Annotated in this window: 17 protein-coding genes; 11 read left to right on the forward strand and 6 right to left on the reverse strand. The window is 65.3% G+C overall.

Annotated features, from left to right (window positions below):
• Position 1 precedes the first annotated feature (1 nt).
• Positions 2-1,402 carry an MmgE/PrpD family protein gene (locus HD883_RS14475; protein WP_179584264.1) on the reverse strand — a complete coding sequence of 467 codons (1,401 nt, stop codon included), beginning with the start codon at positions 1,400-1,402 and terminating at the stop codon, positions 2-4.
• Between the two features lies 1 nt (position 1,403).
• Positions 1,404-2,402: a Bug family tripartite tricarboxylate transporter substrate binding protein gene (locus tag HD883_RS14480; RefSeq protein ID WP_179584262.1), complete on the reverse strand. Its 999-nt coding sequence runs from the start codon at positions 2,400-2,402 to the stop codon at positions 1,404-1,406.
• 206 nt (positions 2,403-2,608) lie between these two features.
• Between HD883_RS14480 and HD883_RS14485 the strand changes: the two genes are divergently transcribed.
• The 11 genes from HD883_RS14485 (at position 2,609) to HD883_RS14535 (ending at position 11,875) form a co-directional block, all read left to right on the forward strand.
• On the forward strand, positions 2,609-3,988 hold the full coding sequence (locus HD883_RS14485; RefSeq protein ID WP_179584259.1) for an MmgE/PrpD family protein: 1,380 nt from the start codon (positions 2,609-2,611) through the stop codon (positions 3,986-3,988).
• 92 nt (positions 3,989-4,080) lie between these two features.
• Complete coding sequence (locus HD883_RS14490) at positions 4,081-4,857, forward strand: GntR family transcriptional regulator (protein WP_179584257.1); 777 nt, start codon at positions 4,081-4,083, stop codon at positions 4,855-4,857.
• Positions 4,854-5,663 carry an ABC transporter ATP-binding protein gene (locus HD883_RS14495; protein ID WP_179584255.1) on the forward strand — a complete coding sequence of 270 codons (810 nt, stop codon included), beginning with the start codon at positions 4,854-4,856 and terminating at the stop codon, positions 5,661-5,663. The genes HD883_RS14490 and HD883_RS14495 overlap by 4 nt, the downstream gene beginning before the upstream one ends.
• Positions 5,664-5,677: 14 nt before the next feature.
• Positions 5,678-6,487, forward strand: coding sequence for an ABC transporter permease (locus HD883_RS14500; protein ID WP_179584253.1), 810 nt, complete (start codon positions 5,678-5,680; stop codon positions 6,485-6,487).
• A gap of 45 nt (positions 6,488-6,532) precedes the next feature.
• Positions 6,533-7,522: an ABC transporter substrate-binding protein gene (locus tag HD883_RS14505; protein WP_257022207.1), complete on the forward strand. Its 990-nt coding sequence runs from the start codon at positions 6,533-6,535 to the stop codon at positions 7,520-7,522.
• A complete protein-coding gene (locus HD883_RS14510) occupies positions 7,519-8,781 on the forward strand; it encodes an aromatic ring-hydroxylating dioxygenase subunit alpha (protein ID WP_179584251.1) in 1,263 nt (420 codons plus the stop codon). Before HD883_RS14505 ends, HD883_RS14510 begins: the two co-directional genes overlap by 4 nt.
• Entirely contained in the window at positions 8,774-9,286 is a 513-nt protein-coding gene (locus HD883_RS14515) for an aromatic-ring-hydroxylating dioxygenase subunit beta (RefSeq protein ID WP_179584244.1), read from the forward strand. Before HD883_RS14510 ends, HD883_RS14515 begins: the two co-directional genes overlap by 8 nt.
• A 67-nt stretch (positions 9,287-9,353) precedes the next feature.
• The gene (locus tag HD883_RS14520) at positions 9,354-10,301 is read left to right on the forward strand and encodes a D-2-hydroxyacid dehydrogenase (RefSeq protein WP_179584242.1); all 948 of its coding nucleotides are present in this window, start codon (positions 9,354-9,356) and stop codon (positions 10,299-10,301) included.
• A gap of 13 nt (positions 10,302-10,314) precedes the next feature.
• A complete protein-coding gene (locus HD883_RS14525; protein WP_179584240.1) occupies positions 10,315-10,713 on the forward strand; it encodes a RidA family protein in 399 nt (132 codons plus the stop codon).
• A gap of 26 nt (positions 10,714-10,739) precedes the next feature.
• Positions 10,740-11,429, forward strand: a complete 690-nt coding sequence (locus HD883_RS14530; protein ID WP_179584238.1) for a hypothetical protein — start codon at positions 10,740-10,742, stop codon at positions 11,427-11,429.
• Positions 11,402-11,875, forward strand: coding sequence for an Lrp/AsnC family transcriptional regulator (locus HD883_RS14535; protein WP_179584236.1), 474 nt, complete (start codon positions 11,402-11,404; stop codon positions 11,873-11,875). The genes HD883_RS14530 and HD883_RS14535 overlap by 28 nt, the downstream gene beginning before the upstream one ends.
• Here the strand turns inward: HD883_RS14535 and HD883_RS14540 are convergent, their stop codons facing one another.
• Genes HD883_RS14540 through HD883_RS14555 form a run of 4 tightly spaced genes read right to left on the reverse strand, consistent with a single transcriptional unit; the run spans position 11,876 to position 16,319 of the window.
• On the reverse strand, positions 11,876-13,483 hold the full coding sequence (locus HD883_RS14540; RefSeq protein ID WP_257022208.1) for a UbiD family decarboxylase: 1,608 nt from the start codon (positions 13,481-13,483) through the stop codon (positions 11,876-11,878).
• Positions 13,484-13,511: 28 nt separating this feature from the next.
• A complete protein-coding gene (locus tag HD883_RS14545; RefSeq protein ID WP_179584234.1) occupies positions 13,512-15,023 on the reverse strand; it encodes a class I adenylate-forming enzyme family protein in 1,512 nt (503 codons plus the stop codon).
• 22 nt (positions 15,024-15,045) lie between these two features.
• Positions 15,046-15,888, reverse strand: coding sequence for a VOC family protein (locus HD883_RS14550; RefSeq protein ID WP_179584231.1), 843 nt, complete (start codon positions 15,886-15,888; stop codon positions 15,046-15,048).
• Positions 15,889-15,896: 8 nt separating this feature from the next.
• Complete coding sequence (locus HD883_RS14555) at positions 15,897-16,319, reverse strand: PaaI family thioesterase (protein WP_179584229.1); 423 nt, start codon at positions 16,317-16,319, stop codon at positions 15,897-15,899.
• Positions 16,320-16,341 lie beyond the last annotated feature (22 nt).

The following is a 16,341-nucleotide window of genomic DNA, read 5'->3' on the forward strand; positions in this document are numbered from 1 at the left end:
GTCAGGGGCAGAAATCCACCAGCGCGGACACATCGGGGCAGTCGTCCAGATGCATCAATGCCTCGCGCAATTGCGCGGCGCGGTCGGCGCCCCACAGCGGTTCCGCCAGGTCCCGGTATTTGCGTTCCAGGTCGGCGGCGGCGTGCGGGCGGCCGGGCTCGCCACTGGTGATGACGCATTCGCCATGGACCACCGTGCCGTCGCGCAAGTGAATCGCGATCGTGACGCGTTGTTCTTCGGGATAGCGCGCCGTGAATTCGGGCGCTTCGGCCACGGTGACGCGAGCCGCCAGCGCCACGATGCGGGGATCGGCCACCGCCTCGTCGCCAAACGCATCCAGGCCATTGCGCCCGCCGACCATCAGCGTCGCCACGGCGAACGGCAACGAAAAGCGCGTGCCGAACCAGTCCTTGGGGCGCTGCGTCGTCAGGTAGGCGGCCAGCCGATAGGCGCGCACCTCAATATGATCGACCTCTTCCGGATCGATGGGCCGGGGCGCCTTGGCCTGCGCATCGAACAACGCGTCGATGCAGGAATGCGAATAGCGCGCCGTGGGATACAGCTTCAGATAGCCTTCAGTCAGCAGCCAGCGTTCGCCCAATCCGGCAACGGCTGTCTCCTTTGAAAACCCGTCCCCCAGCACCAGGCTGAACGTGGTGTTCACGCCGTCCGACGGGCCACTGAAACCAGACTCGACCAGACGGGCCGCCATCTGGCCCATCATGCCGCTGTGCCCCGCATACCAGTTGCGCACGGTCGCGCCATCCAGCATCGTGTGCCGGTTGGTCGCCATGCACGACGACGCGGCCAGGCTGGCCAGTTGCCGCAGATCGCTGGCCGGCATGCCCGTCAACCGGGCGGTGGCCAGCGCGGCGCCCACCACGCCAAAGGTGCCATGCGGATTGATGATCAGCTTGACCTTGGTCGCCCAGCCGATGCGGGCCACCACCTCGTAGGCCAATGCGATCGTGGCCAGCAATTCCTTGCCCGACAGGCCCAGTTCCTGCGCCACCGCAAAGGCCGCCGGAATCACCTGCATGCCCGGATGGCCGTTCGCCAGAAAGTTGCCTTCGTCGTAGTCCAGCCAGGCGCCGGCAATGCCATTGAGCATGGCGGCATCGAAGCGATTGGTCGTGACGCCGCGCCCGATCACCCACGATCGTCCTGGCGATCCGCTCTTGACCTGCTTGTCGGACAGCGCCATCAGTTCCGGCGTGCGCATGCCGCTGGCGATCACGGGAAAGGTGTCGACCAGGATCTCGCGCGTGCGCGCCAGCACGGCTTCGGGAATGTCTTCATATCGGGTCTGGCCCACGAAGCGCGCGAGCTGATCCAGGTAGTCGACGGGAATGCCAGGCGCGGCGGAGGGGGTGGCGGCGGAGGGGGTGGCAACAGTCGTCATCTCAGTTCGCCTGGATCCCGGCCTTCTTGACCAGGGCGCCCAGCCGCGCCACGTCGGCCTTGATCAGTGCGCCGAACTCGTCCGGTCCGGATCCGACGAGATCAAAGCCCAGGCTGGCCAGCTTGTCCCGCACGGCCGGCGTGGCAATGGCCTTTGCAAATTCGGTGTGCAGCCGCGCCACCACCGCGGGCGGCGTGGCCGACGGCGCCACGATGCCGTTCCATGCGGCATAGCTGTAGCCCGGCAGACCGGCCTCGGCAATCGTGGGCCAGTCGGGCGCGGCGGCCGATCGTTTGGGGGTGCTGACACCCAGCACCCGCAGCTTGCCTTCCTTCACGAAACCGATCACGTTCGACATGCCCGAGAACATCATCGGCACGGTGCCAGCCACCACATCGGAGATCGCAGGCGCCATCGCCTTGTACGGAACATGGGTCATTTTGATGCCGGCCGCATCGATGAAGATTTCCATCGCCAAGTGCTGCGCCGACCCCGATCCCGTCGATGAGTAGTCGATCGACCCCGGCTTGGACTTGGCCAGCGCGATCACTTCTGGAATGGTTCTTGCACTGAAGTTCGGGTTCTCGACCAGCACCAACGGCACCGTGGACGTCAGCGTGACCGGCGTGAAATCCTTGAGCGGGTCATAGGGCAGCTTGGCGTACAGCGCCGGGTTGGCGGCCATGATGCCGTCGTTCGGCATGAACAGTGTGTAGCCGTCGGCGGGCGCACGGGCGGCCATCTCGGCGGCGATGATGCCATTTGCGCCGGTGCGGTTGTCGATCACGATGCTCTGGCCGATCTGTTCGGACACCTGCGCGGCGACCACTCGGCCGATGGTATCGACCGCGCTGCCCGCGCCGAACGGAATGATCAGTTTGAGCGGACGGTCGGGAAAACTCTGCGCCATGGCGGCGGACGGAACGACGGCCAGGGCAGCGGACAACAGGGTCAGCGGCAGACAGACGCGCGCCAGTGAAAGAGAAGGAAAAGAGGCCACGGCGCACGTCCTGCAAGGGGTTGAGCGGAAGAGTGCGAAAAGTATCTCTCAATGAAATATATGTACGCAACATAAAAATATATTTATATTGAACCGCACCTTTTCCTGCGCCGGGCCGCGTCCAGCTTGGTGCAGCGCGCCCCACAACACGCACCGTCTGATGGCAGCCGCCACGACCCTGTGCGCCCCACCGCGAGTGTCCCGCCGTGACTGACCCCCAATCCCCTGCTTCCGACTACCTTGATCGCCTGGCAGACTTTGCCTGCACGACCACGCTGGCCGACATCGATCCCCGCGCGCTGCAACACCTGCGCGTCATCATCGCTGACACGCTTGGCGCCTTTGCTGCGGGCAACCAGGAACCGGAAATGCGCGCGCTGCTGGCACGGCAAATGGACGACGTCGCCGGGGGCCATGCGAGTGTCGTGGGCACCGGCCAGCGGCTCAATCCGATCGACGCCGCCGCACTGAACGCCGCTGCCGGATGCTGGCTGGAACTGGACGAAGGCAACCTGGCCAGCAACGGCCATCCGGGCATCCAGGTGATTCCCGCCGCGCTGGCGGTGGCGCAGCAACGGCGCAGTTCGGGCGCCGACTTTCTGCTGGCCTGCGCGATCGGCTACGAGATCATCGCGCGCGTCGGCGCGGCGTGCGACATGCGCATGTGCATCCACCCGCACGGCACCTACGGCGTCATCGGCGCCGCGGTCGCCGCCGCGCGCCTGCAAGGCCTGGACGTGACCGAGATGCGCGAACTGATCAACCTGGCCGGCTCGTCCCCTATCGCCGGCAATCGCCAGAGCATGAAAGACGGCGCCACCCTGCGCAACTGGTATGCGTCCCACAGCGCGATCATGGGCCAGACCGCGGTGCGCCTCGTGCAAAGCGGGTTCACCGGTCCGCGCGACGGCATCACGCCCACGTGCAACGAAGTGCTGTTCGACAACTTCCGGCCCGATGACGTCGTGCGCGACCTGGGCACCCGCTGGCTGCTGGCCGATGGCTACATCAAGCTCTACGGCTGCGGCCGCCCCATCCACGCCGCGCTCGACGCCGTGCGGCAGGCCCTGGCGTCCACCGGCGATCCCGCGCATTGGCCCCGCGCCGACGACATCGCGCACATCCACATCCGCGGCTTCAAATTCATTGCGTTCCTCAACCGCCGCGACATCCGCAATGCGTTTGCCACGCGCTTTTCCACCCCGTTCGCGGTCGCCAGCGTGATCGTGCATCGCAGCCACGGCCTCGAATGTTTCGACGACGCCGCTGCAGCTGACGACACGATCCACGGCCTGGTCGCCAAGATCGAGATGGTTGAGGATGACAACTACAGCGCGCAGTTCCCCGGCAAGCAATTGTGCGACGTGGTGATCACGCTCAAGGACGGCACGGTGCTGTCCGGGCACACCGACGTGATCCGCGGCGAGCCCGCCAACCCTGCGGATCCACAGGAATACCAAGCCAAGTTCTTCGACATCGCCCGACGCGCCTGGCCGGATGACCGCGTCGCCGACATCCATGCCGAGGCGATGCAGATCGACGCGGTGGCGGACATGCGGGCGTTGGGCGGTGTGGCGGGGCTGTAGCGATCCGCGATCTGCTGCGCTGCCGCAATCTCATCTTGCCAATCCAAAACTTCGGCCTGTAGACTGCTCACCAGGATTTGGAGAGATGCTCTATGCCGAAAGCCAGGCCAGCCCTTCCCGTGTCGGAGATCCAGGATTCCAGCGCAGCGGTACCGTCGCTTGATCCTTCGCGGCGGGCCGATGTCGCGTACGAACGCCTGCGCCAGAGCATCCTGTCGTGCCGGATCCTGCCGGGCGCCACGCTGACCGAAGCGGGCATCATGGACATGTTCGAGGCCGGCAAGGCCAGTGTCCGCATCGCGCTGGTCCGCCTGATCCAGGAAGGGCTGGTGCGCTCCATGCCGCGCCACGGCTACACCGTCATCCCCATCACCTTGAACGACGTCGAAGAGATCTTTGCGCTGCGCCTGCAGCTCGAGCCCTATGCCGCGCGGCTGGCCACGGGCAAGGTCGAGGGCAGCCATCTGCAACGTCTTGAAGACGCCTGCCGCAGCAATACCGCGTCCACCGACAGCGGCAATCGCATCGGTTTCTTTCTTGACGCCAACCGCGAATTTCACCTGGCGATTGCCAAGGCATCGGGCAATCAGCGCCTGCACAAATCCCTGACCGGACTGATGGACGAGATGGCGCGGCTGGTGGCGCTCGGGTTCGTCGCCCGCGGCGACAGCCCCGACATCCGCCATGATCACAATGCGCTGATCGATGCGCTTGTGACGGGTGACGCCAAACGCGCCGAACAGATCGCGCGCCGTCATATCGAGGTCTTTCGCGACATGACGCTGGACCGCGTCATGCAACGCCTGCGCGACGCGCATGCCGATGTGCCGGTGCCCGTGCCGACCCGCACGCGGAGCGCGCAACCATGACGCAGGCCGCCACGCTGAACGACCCCGCTGCAGCCTGCGCCGACACGCTACCTGCCGGCGCGCCGGCGGTGCGCTTGCAAAGCGTCAGCAAGTGGTTCGATACCCGCGGCAAGGAGCCATTGACGGTCCTGCAGAACGTGTCGATCGACGTGCCCGAACAGTCGGTGGTCGCACTGGTAGGCGCATCGGGTTGCGGCAAGAGCACGATCCTGAACATCATGTCGGGACTGCTGACACCCGACCGCGGCTGCGTGTTCATCCACGGCACGGCAGCGGCCGACTACAAGGCGTGGCGGTCGGTCGGCTACATGTTCCAGGAAGACCGGCTGCTGCCCTGGCGCACGGCGCTCGACAACACCGCCTTCGGGCTGGAAGCCGAGACCCTGCCCAGACGCGAGCGCAACGACCGGGCGATGGCGGCACTGGAACTGGTGGGCCTGGCGCCATTCGCCAGCGCCTTTCCGCATGAACTGTCGGGCGGCATGCGCAGCCGCGTGGCGCTGGCCCGCAGCCTGGTCACCCGCCCCACCCTCTTGCTGATGGACGAGCCATTTTCCAAGCTCGATCCGATGATCCGTTCGCAGATGCATGACGAACTCTTGCGCATCAAGAGCATGATGGACATGACCATCGTGTTCGTTACCCACGACGTCGAAGAAGCCGTGGTGCTGGCCGACCAGGTCGTGCTGTTGATGCCCCGCCCCGGCCGTGTCCGCTCGGTCATGCCCGTCCCGCTCGCGCGTCCGCGCGATCCCAACAGCCAGGTCGTCAGCGACGAAGTGCGTCGACTGCGTCCGCTGATCTGACAAGGAAGGCCGGCATGGCTTCAGTGATCGAACGAAATGTGCCGGCCCCCCGCAAGCGCGATCATCGCCGGGCCACCCGCGTCGCTCAGCGACTGGCCCTGCTGCTCATGGTGATCGCGATCTGGGGCATGGCATCGCTGGGCACCGAGCCCTTTGTGCTGCCCAGTCCGCTGCGGGTGTGGCATGCCTTTGTCGCACTGATCGCCAACGGCATGTTCTTTGCCGATCTGTCGATCACGCTGTATCGCGTGGTGGTGGGCTTCGTGCTGGCCGCCATCGTCGGCACGGTGCTCGGCATGGTCCTGGGCTCCAACAAGACGCTGGCCGATTTTTTCGAGCCGGTCTTGGCGGTGATGAACACGGTGTCGTCGGCCATCTGGGCCATCTTCGCGATCATCTGGTTCGGCATTTCCAACGCGACCACGATCTTCGTGGTGTTCATGACGGCCATGCCGCTGGTGCTGACCAACGTCTGGCAGGGCACGCAGACCGTCAACTCCGAATACATCGACCTGGCCAAGACCTTCCGCATGTCCCGCGCCAAGGTGCTGCGCATGATCTACATGCCCAGCATCCTGCCCTACTTTTTTTCGGGCGCGCGGCTGGCGTTCGGCTTCGGCTGGCGCGTCAGCCTGATTGCCGAAACCCTGGGGTCGAGCAACGGGATCGGCTACCGCCTGCGGCAAGCGGCCGACCTCGTGCAGACCGATCAGGTATTCGCCTGGACCGTCACGCTGGTCAGCATGATGGTCGTGCTGGAACTGCTGATCCTCAAGCCTCTGGAAAACCACCTCTTTCGCTGGAAACGACCTGTCCAGTCCTGACGCCTTGCCGACCAGGACACCCCCACCCTCACCCCGGGAGAACGTATGCGCACTTCACACCGCTTCATTCATTGGATGGGGGCGCTGGCCCTGCTCGCCCTGGCATCGACGCCCGCGCACGCGCAAAAAGTGCGGGTCGGCTACTGGACCAGCGGCGTCAGCCTGGGGTTCGGCGCGGTGCTGGAAGCGCAGAAGTTCTTCGAGAAGGAAGGGCTGGAAGTCGAGTATGTCCACTTTCCTGACGTGAACGCGCCCACCAAGGCGATTGCCGGCAATGCGATCGACTTTGCGCTGGGCGCCAGCGCCGGGGGCGCACTGAGCGTCACGGCGGACGGCCTGCCGCTCAAGATCATGCTGGCCACCCAGATCGCGGAACTGAGCTTCGTCGTGCTGGAAGACTCGCCCATCAAGACCATGGCCGACCTGCGCGGCAAAAAGATCGGCATGTCACCGGCGGGCAGCGCCACGTCGGGCATCACGGCCGCCATCCTGGATGGCAATCACGGCATGAAGCCGGGCACGTACGAAGCGGTTCCCGGCAACGAGCCACGGCTTGCGCAGTTCCTGGTGCAGAAAGACGTCGATGTGGCCGCGATCCGGTCGGTCACCATCGCGCAGATGCCCGGCGTCAAGCTGCGCACGCTGGCATCCGCCGAAACCGAATGGAAGACGCTGACCAAAAGCGATGCCAAGCCCGTGCTGGGCGTCGGGCTGGTGCGCAAGGACTTCCTGGACAAGAACCCCGAGGCCGCGGTGAAGCTGGTGGTGGGCATGCGCAAGGCGTACGAGTTCGGCAAGGTGAACAAACCCGCCGTGGTCGAAGCGCTGGTCAAGTACGCGAACATGCCCGAGGCGAACGCCAAGGACTACGCCAATCTGTGGGACGGCATCTACATGGTCAGCATGGAACCCGCCGACATCGCGACCCTGAAGCGCGAGTTCGAGATTTTCAAAAGCGTGGGCGCGGTCAAGGGCACGCTGCCCGACTCGGCCTTTGCGCCCGAGCCCTATCAAAAATCGAAGGCCATAAAATGAGCGCGGACCCGGCAACCGTCACGCTGCGCCAGCCGCTGCGCTGGCCATCGGAAGGCCTGTCGCGCATCCCCGTCCGCATCTACAGCGATGCGCAGGTCTACCGCGACGAGCAGGACTTGCTGTTCCGCGGACCGACCTGGAACTACCTGGGGCTGGCGCACGAAATTCCCGGCGAAGGCGACTTCCTGACCTCTCGCATCGGCGATACGCCGGTGGTCATGATGCGTGCGGCCGATGGATCGGTGCGCGCCCTGGTCAACCGCTGCGCGCACAAGGGCTCGCTGATCTGCTACGAGCCGCAAGGCCACAGCGCCCACGCGCGGCTGGTCTGTCCGTATCACAACTGGATCTACGACCTGGACGGCAAGTGCCTGAGCGTGGCCTTCGAAAAAGGCATCCAGGGGCGCGGCGGCATGCCCGAGGACTTCGACCGCAGCCAGGTCACCTTGCGCGTGCTGCGGGTCGAGGTGCTGCACGGACTGGTGTTCGCCACCTTCAGCGACAGCGTGGCCCCCCTGCGCGACTACCTGGGGCCCGAGATGCTGCACCACGTGGAACGCACCCTGGGCGGCCGCACGCTCAAGGTGCTGGCGCGCTATTCGCACATCATGCCGAACAACTGGAAGCTGTATATCGAGAACAGCCGGGACACCTATCATCCCAGCTTGCTGCATAGCTTCTTTGCTACCTTCAAATTGAATCGACTGTCGGCCGATGGCGGCGTGCAGCACGATGCCGACTCGCGGCACCATCTGGTCTTTGCCAAGCGGCACACCGACGTCGGATCCGCCGAATACAGTTCGGGCACCCTGCGCGCCATGAAGACCGACTACGGGCTGGAGGATCCTTCCCTGATCGACCAGTGGATCGAATTCCCGGACCAGATCACCAATTCGATCCAGAGCCTGTTCCCGGGCTTCGTGCTGCAGCAGATCCTGAATTCGATTGGCACCCGCCAGACCCACCCGATCGGCGTCGACAAATGCGAACTGATCTGGACCTTGCTGGGCTTTGAAGAAGACACGCCCGAACAGGCCGAGATCCGCCTCAAACAAAGCAACCTGGTGGGCCCGCACGGCTTCGTATCGATGGAAGACGGCGCCATCGGCGGCTTCGTGCAGCGCGGCGTGGCGGGCGATCCGGACATCCATGCACTGGTCGAGATGGGGGGCCGCGGGGTCGGTACGGCCGACAATCGCGCCACCGAAACGTCGGTGCGCGGCTTCTACAAGTTCTATCGCGAGTTGCTTCATGTCTAGCGCACCCGACCTGACCCTGCCGGCAACCACGCCGGTGACGCCCGACGAGCGCGCGGCCGTCGAAGCCTTGATTCGCGACTATGCCTTCGCCCTCGACGACGGGGAGTACGAACGCTGGCCTGCGTTCTTTGCCGAGCAGTGCTTCTACCAGATCCGTTCGCGCGAAAGCCGCGACCAGGGTCATCCGCTCGGCATGATGTACTGCACCAGCGCGGCCATGATGCGCGACCGCATCAGCGGACTGCGCCGCGTGAACGTGTTCGAGCCGCATCGCTACCGGCACGTGACCGGATCGCCGTGGATTGCGCGGCTGCCCGATGGCACCTGTCGCGCTCGAACCTCGTATGTGCTGGTGCGCACCATGCGCAGCGGCGAAAGCACGCTGTTTTCCAGCGGCTGCTATGAAGACGTGATCACCCTGCTTGAATCCGGTCCGCGTTTCCTGCGGCGCGAAGTGATCTGCGAGTCCAGCCAGATCGACACGCTGCTGGTCATCCCGATCTGACATGCCGGACGCGCCCCGCTTTCGGCTTCATCTCGACAATGTGTCGAGCAAGCATCCCGTCTTTCACATGACGACCGCCGCGGTGGATACCGCGCTGGCCGGATGCCCCGGCGCGGCGGACCGGCTTGACATCCGCATCGGCTGGGACGGCGACGGATTGGCAGACGCCTTGCCTCACACCGACATGCTGGTCTGCGCGCGTGTGCCTGCGATCGACCTGCGGCGGCACGCGACCCGGCTGCGCTGCGTGCACGCCACGGGCGCGGGGATCGACGGCATGCTCCCGCTCGACTGGCTGCCCGACGGCGCGTGCTTCACCAACAGCAGTGGGGTCCACGCCGCCAAGGCGCAGGAATACGCGCTGATGGCGCTGCTGATGCTGAACAGCCGCCTGCCGCAGATGGTGACCCGGCAACGCGCGGCACGCTGGCAGCAGGTCTTTACGCCCCGCGCCGCTGGCAAGACCGTGGTGATCGTCGGCTACGGCGACATGGGCCAGGCCGCCGGCCGCGCTGCGCGCAGCCTGGGCATGCGCGTCGTTGCCGTCACGCGCAGCGGCTCGACGCAGGCGCAATCCGATGGGAGCCTGCCTGATGAAGTGCACGCCATCGACGCGCTCGACCGCGTGCTGCCGGCGGCCGACCTGCTGGTGCTGGCCATGCCGCTGACGCCCGCCACGCACCACCTGATCGATGCAGCGCGTCTTGCCCGGCTTCGGCCAGGCGCCAGCGTGATCAACGTGGCGCGCGCCGGGGTGCTCGACGGCGGTGCGCTGCGCGATGCCTTGTCGGCCGGCCATCTGTCGGGCGCCGTCATCGATGTGTTCGAGCAGGAACCGTTGCCGCCGGATTCGCCGTGGTGGTCCACGCCCAATCTGATCATCACCCCGCACAGTTCGTCGGATGACGCCGACCGGTATATCGTCGATGCCCTGGGCATCGCGATCCGCAATGCCCTTGCCCTGCTCGACGGCCTGCCGCTGACCAATGTGGTCGACGCCGGCCGCGGCTACTGATTCCGGAGCCTGCATGTCCACCGTCTTCCACATGATCACCGGCGCCCCCGATCCGGTCGCGCCCTTCAGCCATGCCGTCGAATCCGATGGCTGGGTCTTCATTACCGGGCAGATGCCGTTCACCGGCCGCGCCAACGACTCCGCCTATCCGGACGGCATCGAGGCCCAGACGCGCCAGGTCATGGCCAACCTCGACACCGTGCTGACCGGTTGCGGCCTGGGGCTGACGGACGTGGTGTCAGTCCGAATCTACCTGCTGCACTTCGATCGCGATTACGCCGCCATGAACGCCGTCTATGCCAGCTACTTTGCACCCGGCCGCCGGCCCGCGCGCACCTGCATCGGTGTCAGCGGACTGGCGCGCGGCGCGCTCATCGAAGTCGACATGGTGGCGCGCCGGCCCGCCGCATGACGTGCCCGCCATAAGTATTTTTTTCTTTGCTGCAGCAAGCCGATAGAAAATCCTTCGCCACGCTACGCCCTCATCCGCGTAGACTCAAGACGTCGATCTGCCGTTGCGAGGGACTGCCGAACATGGATGGAGAAGCCAACGTCATTGCCTTGCATGGCGACACACGTTGCGGTCGGGAAAGCCTGTTGCACGAGGCGCTCATCACCGACATCGAACGCGCCTGCGACGGCCCGTCCACGCGATTCGTCCATCGGCTTCTGGGCACCCTGCGGCAACATGCCGCCGACCCTTCCCTGCTCCGGACCGCGCGCGTCCTGGCCGCCTCCCGGCCTCGGCCACGCGACGCCTACATCGATCCTGCCGGACGATTCCGCATCGATGTTTTGACGTGGCAGGCCGGCCAGGTCAGCCGCGTGCATACCCACGATACCTGGCGCGCGCTGGCCATCATCGACGGCTGGCTGCGCGAAGACCTCTACGATCGCAGCGACGCCATTGCCGACGCCCGCCACAGCAGCAGCTCGGCAGTGCTTCCCGGAGGCGCCCGGTTTCATCTGCCTGGCGACGCCACCGTCCACCGCCTGCGCAATGTCGGATCGATCCCCACCGTATCGTTGCATGTCCGCGGGCTGCGGCCCGCAGCGTCGCCATGCATCCGGCACGACAGAGACTATGCCTGCGAGAAGCCATGGACGATATCGACCGCCGGATCCTGACGGTCCTGCAAGAGGACGCAACGCTGCCCGTCAGCGAGCTGGCCAAACGGGTCGGCCTGTCGACGACGCCTTGCTGGAAGCGCGTGCAGAAGCTGCGGGAAGACGGCGTCATCACCAAACAGGTGGTGCTGTGCGATCCCGCAAAAATGGATCTGAAATTGACGGTGTTTGTCGAGATCCGAACCAACCGCCACAACGATGCGTGGCTGCGCAAGTTCGCCAAGATCGTGCGCGAATTGCCCGAGATCGTCGACGTCTACCGCATGAGCGGCGACGTCGACTATCTGCTGCGTGTGGTCGTGCGCGACATCGAAGGCTACGACGCCGTGTACCGGAAATTGATCCGTGCGGTCGAAGTCTTCGACGTCAGTTCGCGCTTCGTCATGGAAAAAATAAAATACTCCACCGCGCTGCCCTTGCTGGGCAGCGACGACGACGCAGCCTGATCAACGCGACCCGGGTGGCTTGGCCGCGAACGCCGACCCCCGCACGCACATGCGGCCTTCGGCGGTCTGCCAGAGCCGCTGCGCTTCGTGCAGCGATCCAAGCGCCCGGGCGATGGTGTTGAAGTCGTAGTCGGCCGCAAACCGGTCGGCAATCTCGGTGTAGTACAGCGGCGCGGTGTCGATCGCCGCAAAGATGGCGTCGGCCGCCTCGCCGACCTTGTCCAGGCCCGCCACCACATTCGGGTCGGCCTTGCCCGCCAGGTAATCGGCAATCTTGGCCGTGTCCGCATAGGCGTACGAAATCCGCTCGAAGCGTTCATGCGGAATGCCTTCGGAAATCGTGGCATCGATCCCCACCTTGGCCCCCGTCGGCACCACGCCCGGCGGCATGACGGCCAGGCTGGGGTCCAGCGGCTTGGCCCGCGCGCCCGGAATGATGAAGATGTCGCGGTCGCCCTGCACCCGGGTGGCGATGGCCCACTCGACCTCCTCGCCATTGAACACATCGATGTCATCGTCAACCACCACGACGTGCTTCAGGTCCATGACCGACAGCGCCGCCAGCAGTGCGTTCTTGCCTTCGCCCGCCTGCTTCTTGATCGAGATGACCGCATGCCAGAAGGCGCGACCGCCCAGAGTCACGTTGATGTCCTTGACCTGGACGCCGGCCGTCTTGAGCGCGGTCCTGATGGCCTGGTAGCGCGTCGGCGCCGCCAGCCACGTGTTTTCCCACGGCATATGCAGGGCGTAGTAGATGGCGTCGCGCCGGTGCAGGATCGCCTTGATGCGCACGTTGGGATTCCAGTGCAGGCCGCCCATCAGTGCGGTGAATTCGCCGAAGCGCCCTTCGGGCTGCGTCCATCCGGTCGGCAGGATTTCGGCTTCGATCACGATTTCGGCATCGGCAATGAAGGGCAGGTCGATCGTCTCGCACTGCGCCAGTTCGACCGGGCAGCCGCGGATGCCACCTGCGATCGCCATCTCGTCCACGCCGATCGGTGCGCGGTAGCCGGCGCCCATGATCTCCATGGGGTGGGTGCCGATCGAAATCGAGATCGGGCAGGGTTTGCCGGCTTCGTACGCGCGCTGCGCAAAGCGCCGCATATTGTTCGGCGTCACGATGTCGATGCCGGTCAGCCCCTTCTCTTTGACGATCAGCCGGTAGATGCCGGTGTTCACGCCATACTCCGGATCCTTTGCGATGATGACGCCGGCGGTGATCATCGGGCCACCATCGAAGATCGATGACATCGGAATCGGCAGCTTGTACAGGTCGATGTCATCGCCAGTGATGATCACTTCCTTGGCGGGGGAGTGATCGACGTACACCGGCGAAATGGGATTGTTGATGCCGTGGTCCAGCTTGGCTTCGATTTCGCGATACGTCTCGCACCCCATCGACATGATGGTGCGGTTGCGCGTCCGGATGATGCCGGACAGAAGGGGCATGTCGTAGCCGATCACGTCATGGAACAGCAGCGCCTTGTCGCTCTGGTCCACCAGGGTGGCCACGTGCCGGATGTCGACCGGCTGATGGATGTCCACCAGTTCATCGGCCTCGCGCAGCCGATCCAGGAAGGTACGAAAGTTTTCATTCATGGGGTGCATGTCATGTCCTTGTGTCGGTCGGCGGCGGTCACCCGGGCAGGGCGGCGCCTGCGCGGGTCTTGGCGATCTCGATCAATGCATTGCGGTCGATCTTGTTGGTCGTGGCCAGCGGCAGCCGCGGCAGGAACCAGACGAAGCGGGGGTGCTGGTAGGCCGCCGCGTTGGCCAGCGCAAAAGCCTTGACGGCGTCTTCCGTCAGCGCCGCGCCTTCGCGAGGCACGACAAAGGCCACGGGCTTCTGGCCCTTGATCTCGTCGTCGATGGGAACGACACAGGCTTGAGCCACGTCCGGATGCCGCTCCAGCATCTTTTCCACGTCGCTCGGATAGATGTTTTCGCCGCCGCACACGAACATGTCGTCGACCCGGCCCACGAAGTAATGGAAGCCGTTCTCGTCGCGCGTGAAGACGTCCCCCGTCTTGTAGAACCCGTCGTCGGTAAACGGCGGCTTCAGGTCGGGCCGGTTGTGATAGCCCGTCATCAACGACGGGCAACGCATTTCCAGCTGCCCGCGATCGGCATCCCGGTTGTCACCGTCAACCAGTCGCAGGTCCACCAGGGGGTGCTTGTAGCCCACCGACAGCGTCGGCTGCGGAATGCCCGCCGGATGCGGGCCGAATACCAGCGGGCCGCCTTCGGTCGTGCCGTAGGCGTTGCTGATCTTTGCGTTGGGCATGGCCGCGTGGATGCCGGCGATCAGACTCGGGCTGACCGGGGCCGACCCCATCCGCAGGAATTCGACGCTCGACAGATCGGCCCGGGCGATGGCCTCGGTATCGCGCAGCATCATGGCGATCATGGGCGGCACCGCGGTCAGCCAGGTGCACTGGTACTGCCCGATGGCATCGGCATACGACCCGGTCGTGAATTGCGACAGCAGCACCACCGTGGCGTGCGCCGCGCTCGACAGCTGCGTCAGCGCGAGCGCGTTCATGTGATACAGGGGCGCGGCAATCAGGTAGCGGTGCCGTTCCAGTTCCTGCCCGGCCAGGCGCGACGCCACCACCCACAGATGACTCTGGTGCGACAGCATCACGCCCTTGGGCTTGCCGGTCGAACCGGACGTGTAGAGGAACACGGCCGTCTCGCCCTGCTGCGGCACGATGGCGGCAAAGGGGCCGGGATACAGGAAGGCATCGAAGCCCTGCGGGCCCGCCGTTCCAAAGGCCACCGCCGGCATATCCGGCGGGCAGTCTTCGCGCCGCGCTGCATCGTGGAAGATCAGGCGGGCGCCAGAGTCCTCGATCACATAGTGGATGAGCGCCCTCGGGAACTTGAAGTTGACGGGCACCGGGATCAGGCCCGCGCGCATCGTGCCGTACAGGACGGCAACATACTCGGCATTGTTGGCCGACAGGATGGCCACCCGGTCGCCCCGTCGATAGCCCTTGGCCACCAGCGACCGGGCAACGCCGTTTGCCATCGCATCGAGTTCCTGATAGCTGTAGGTGCGCGGCGTGTCGCCGCTCAGATCGATGATGGCGGGCTTGTCGGGCTTTTCCCGGTCGAACAGATCACCCAGATTGGTCATGGCATGCATGCGCGGTCTCCTTGCGCCACGTTCATTCAATGAAAGCGATAACGGAATCGAAGGCAGAGCTGGCGGACACGGTCGCGCGCGCGCCGTCGCGCCGGCAGGCGATGCCGTGATCCCGGGCCGCGGCAAAGCACGCGTCGACATCCGCCAACGACGTGGTCCGCAAGGTGACGGCGCCCATGTAGGCCTCGCGTCCTTCGGGCCGGAACGCCTGGTCCCCGTAACGATCCAGATAGGCGTCCGAGGTCATCATTTCGAGGGCGAAATCGCCCAGTCGCAACGCTGCGGTATCGGCGCTGCGCACGGCCGCAGTTTGCCCAAGCACCGTGGCATACCGCCGGGCTTCCGCCGCCGGGTCTGGCACGACCACCGTGAACCCGGCAATGGCCACGGCGCCGTTGGCGTGTGATTGCCACTCCGGCCGCCACACCAGGTGGCGGGTGCGTTGCTCGCAGAAATAGACCCGACCGCCCTGGACGAACCCCGGCTTGAGACGCACCGTCCGGAACTTTGCTTCCTGCGTCGTGCCGTCCAGGTCAACCGGCCGGCCAAACGCCAGCGGCAGTTCGGTGGGTACCCCGGCCGCGAGCAGGCGCGTGTATTCGGCATCGGCGTCTTCGGTCAGGAACACGAGCCCGTTCAGGCCGCGCGGACTGTCCGCGACCTCCCGGCGTATCTTGTCGGTGCCGGTGGGCAGACCCACCAGCTCCAGATAGTCCTGGCCGAACATCATCAGGTGATTGATCGAACCCAGTGAATGAAAGCCCCGCGGCGTGAGATGGAACCCCAGCGCGCGGAACACGTCCGCCGCCGCGTCCATGTCGTACAGGACGTTGATGACGGCATGATCGACGGAAGGCACCGGCATGATGGCGGCTATGCCTTGGGCGGTGCGGTCAGGTACACCCCGCGGCCGCTTGCCACCAGGGCCTTGTCCTTGTCATACACATGCGCTTCGGCCACCGAAAATTGCGATCCCCATCTGACGAGCTTGCCCGTCGCCGTCAGGTCGCCCGGCATGGCGGCGCGGTGGTAGTCGACGCGCATGTCGATGGTCGGCACGCCGCGGCCGGTCTTGGACACCAGGGCCCAGTCGGCGGTCAGGTCGACCAGAGTCGCCAGGATGCCGCCGTGCGTGTACTTGCGGTCAGGGTTCACGACCCATTCTTCGCGCCACGTGGCTTTCAGGGTGATCTCCCCTTCGCCCACGCTCAGCACTTCAATGCCCAGCCATTGATGGAACGGACCACGCGTCAGCATGGCCTGTACTTTCTCTGCGGTAAGGATGTCGTCGGTCATAGTGCCTCCAGGGCGTCGGGAA

Origin of the sequence: Pigmentiphaga litoralis (genome assembly GCF_013408655.1) — a bacterium.
In the GTDB taxonomy this organism is placed as follows: Bacteria; Pseudomonadota; Gammaproteobacteria; order Burkholderiales; family Burkholderiaceae_B; genus Pigmentiphaga; species Pigmentiphaga litoralis_A.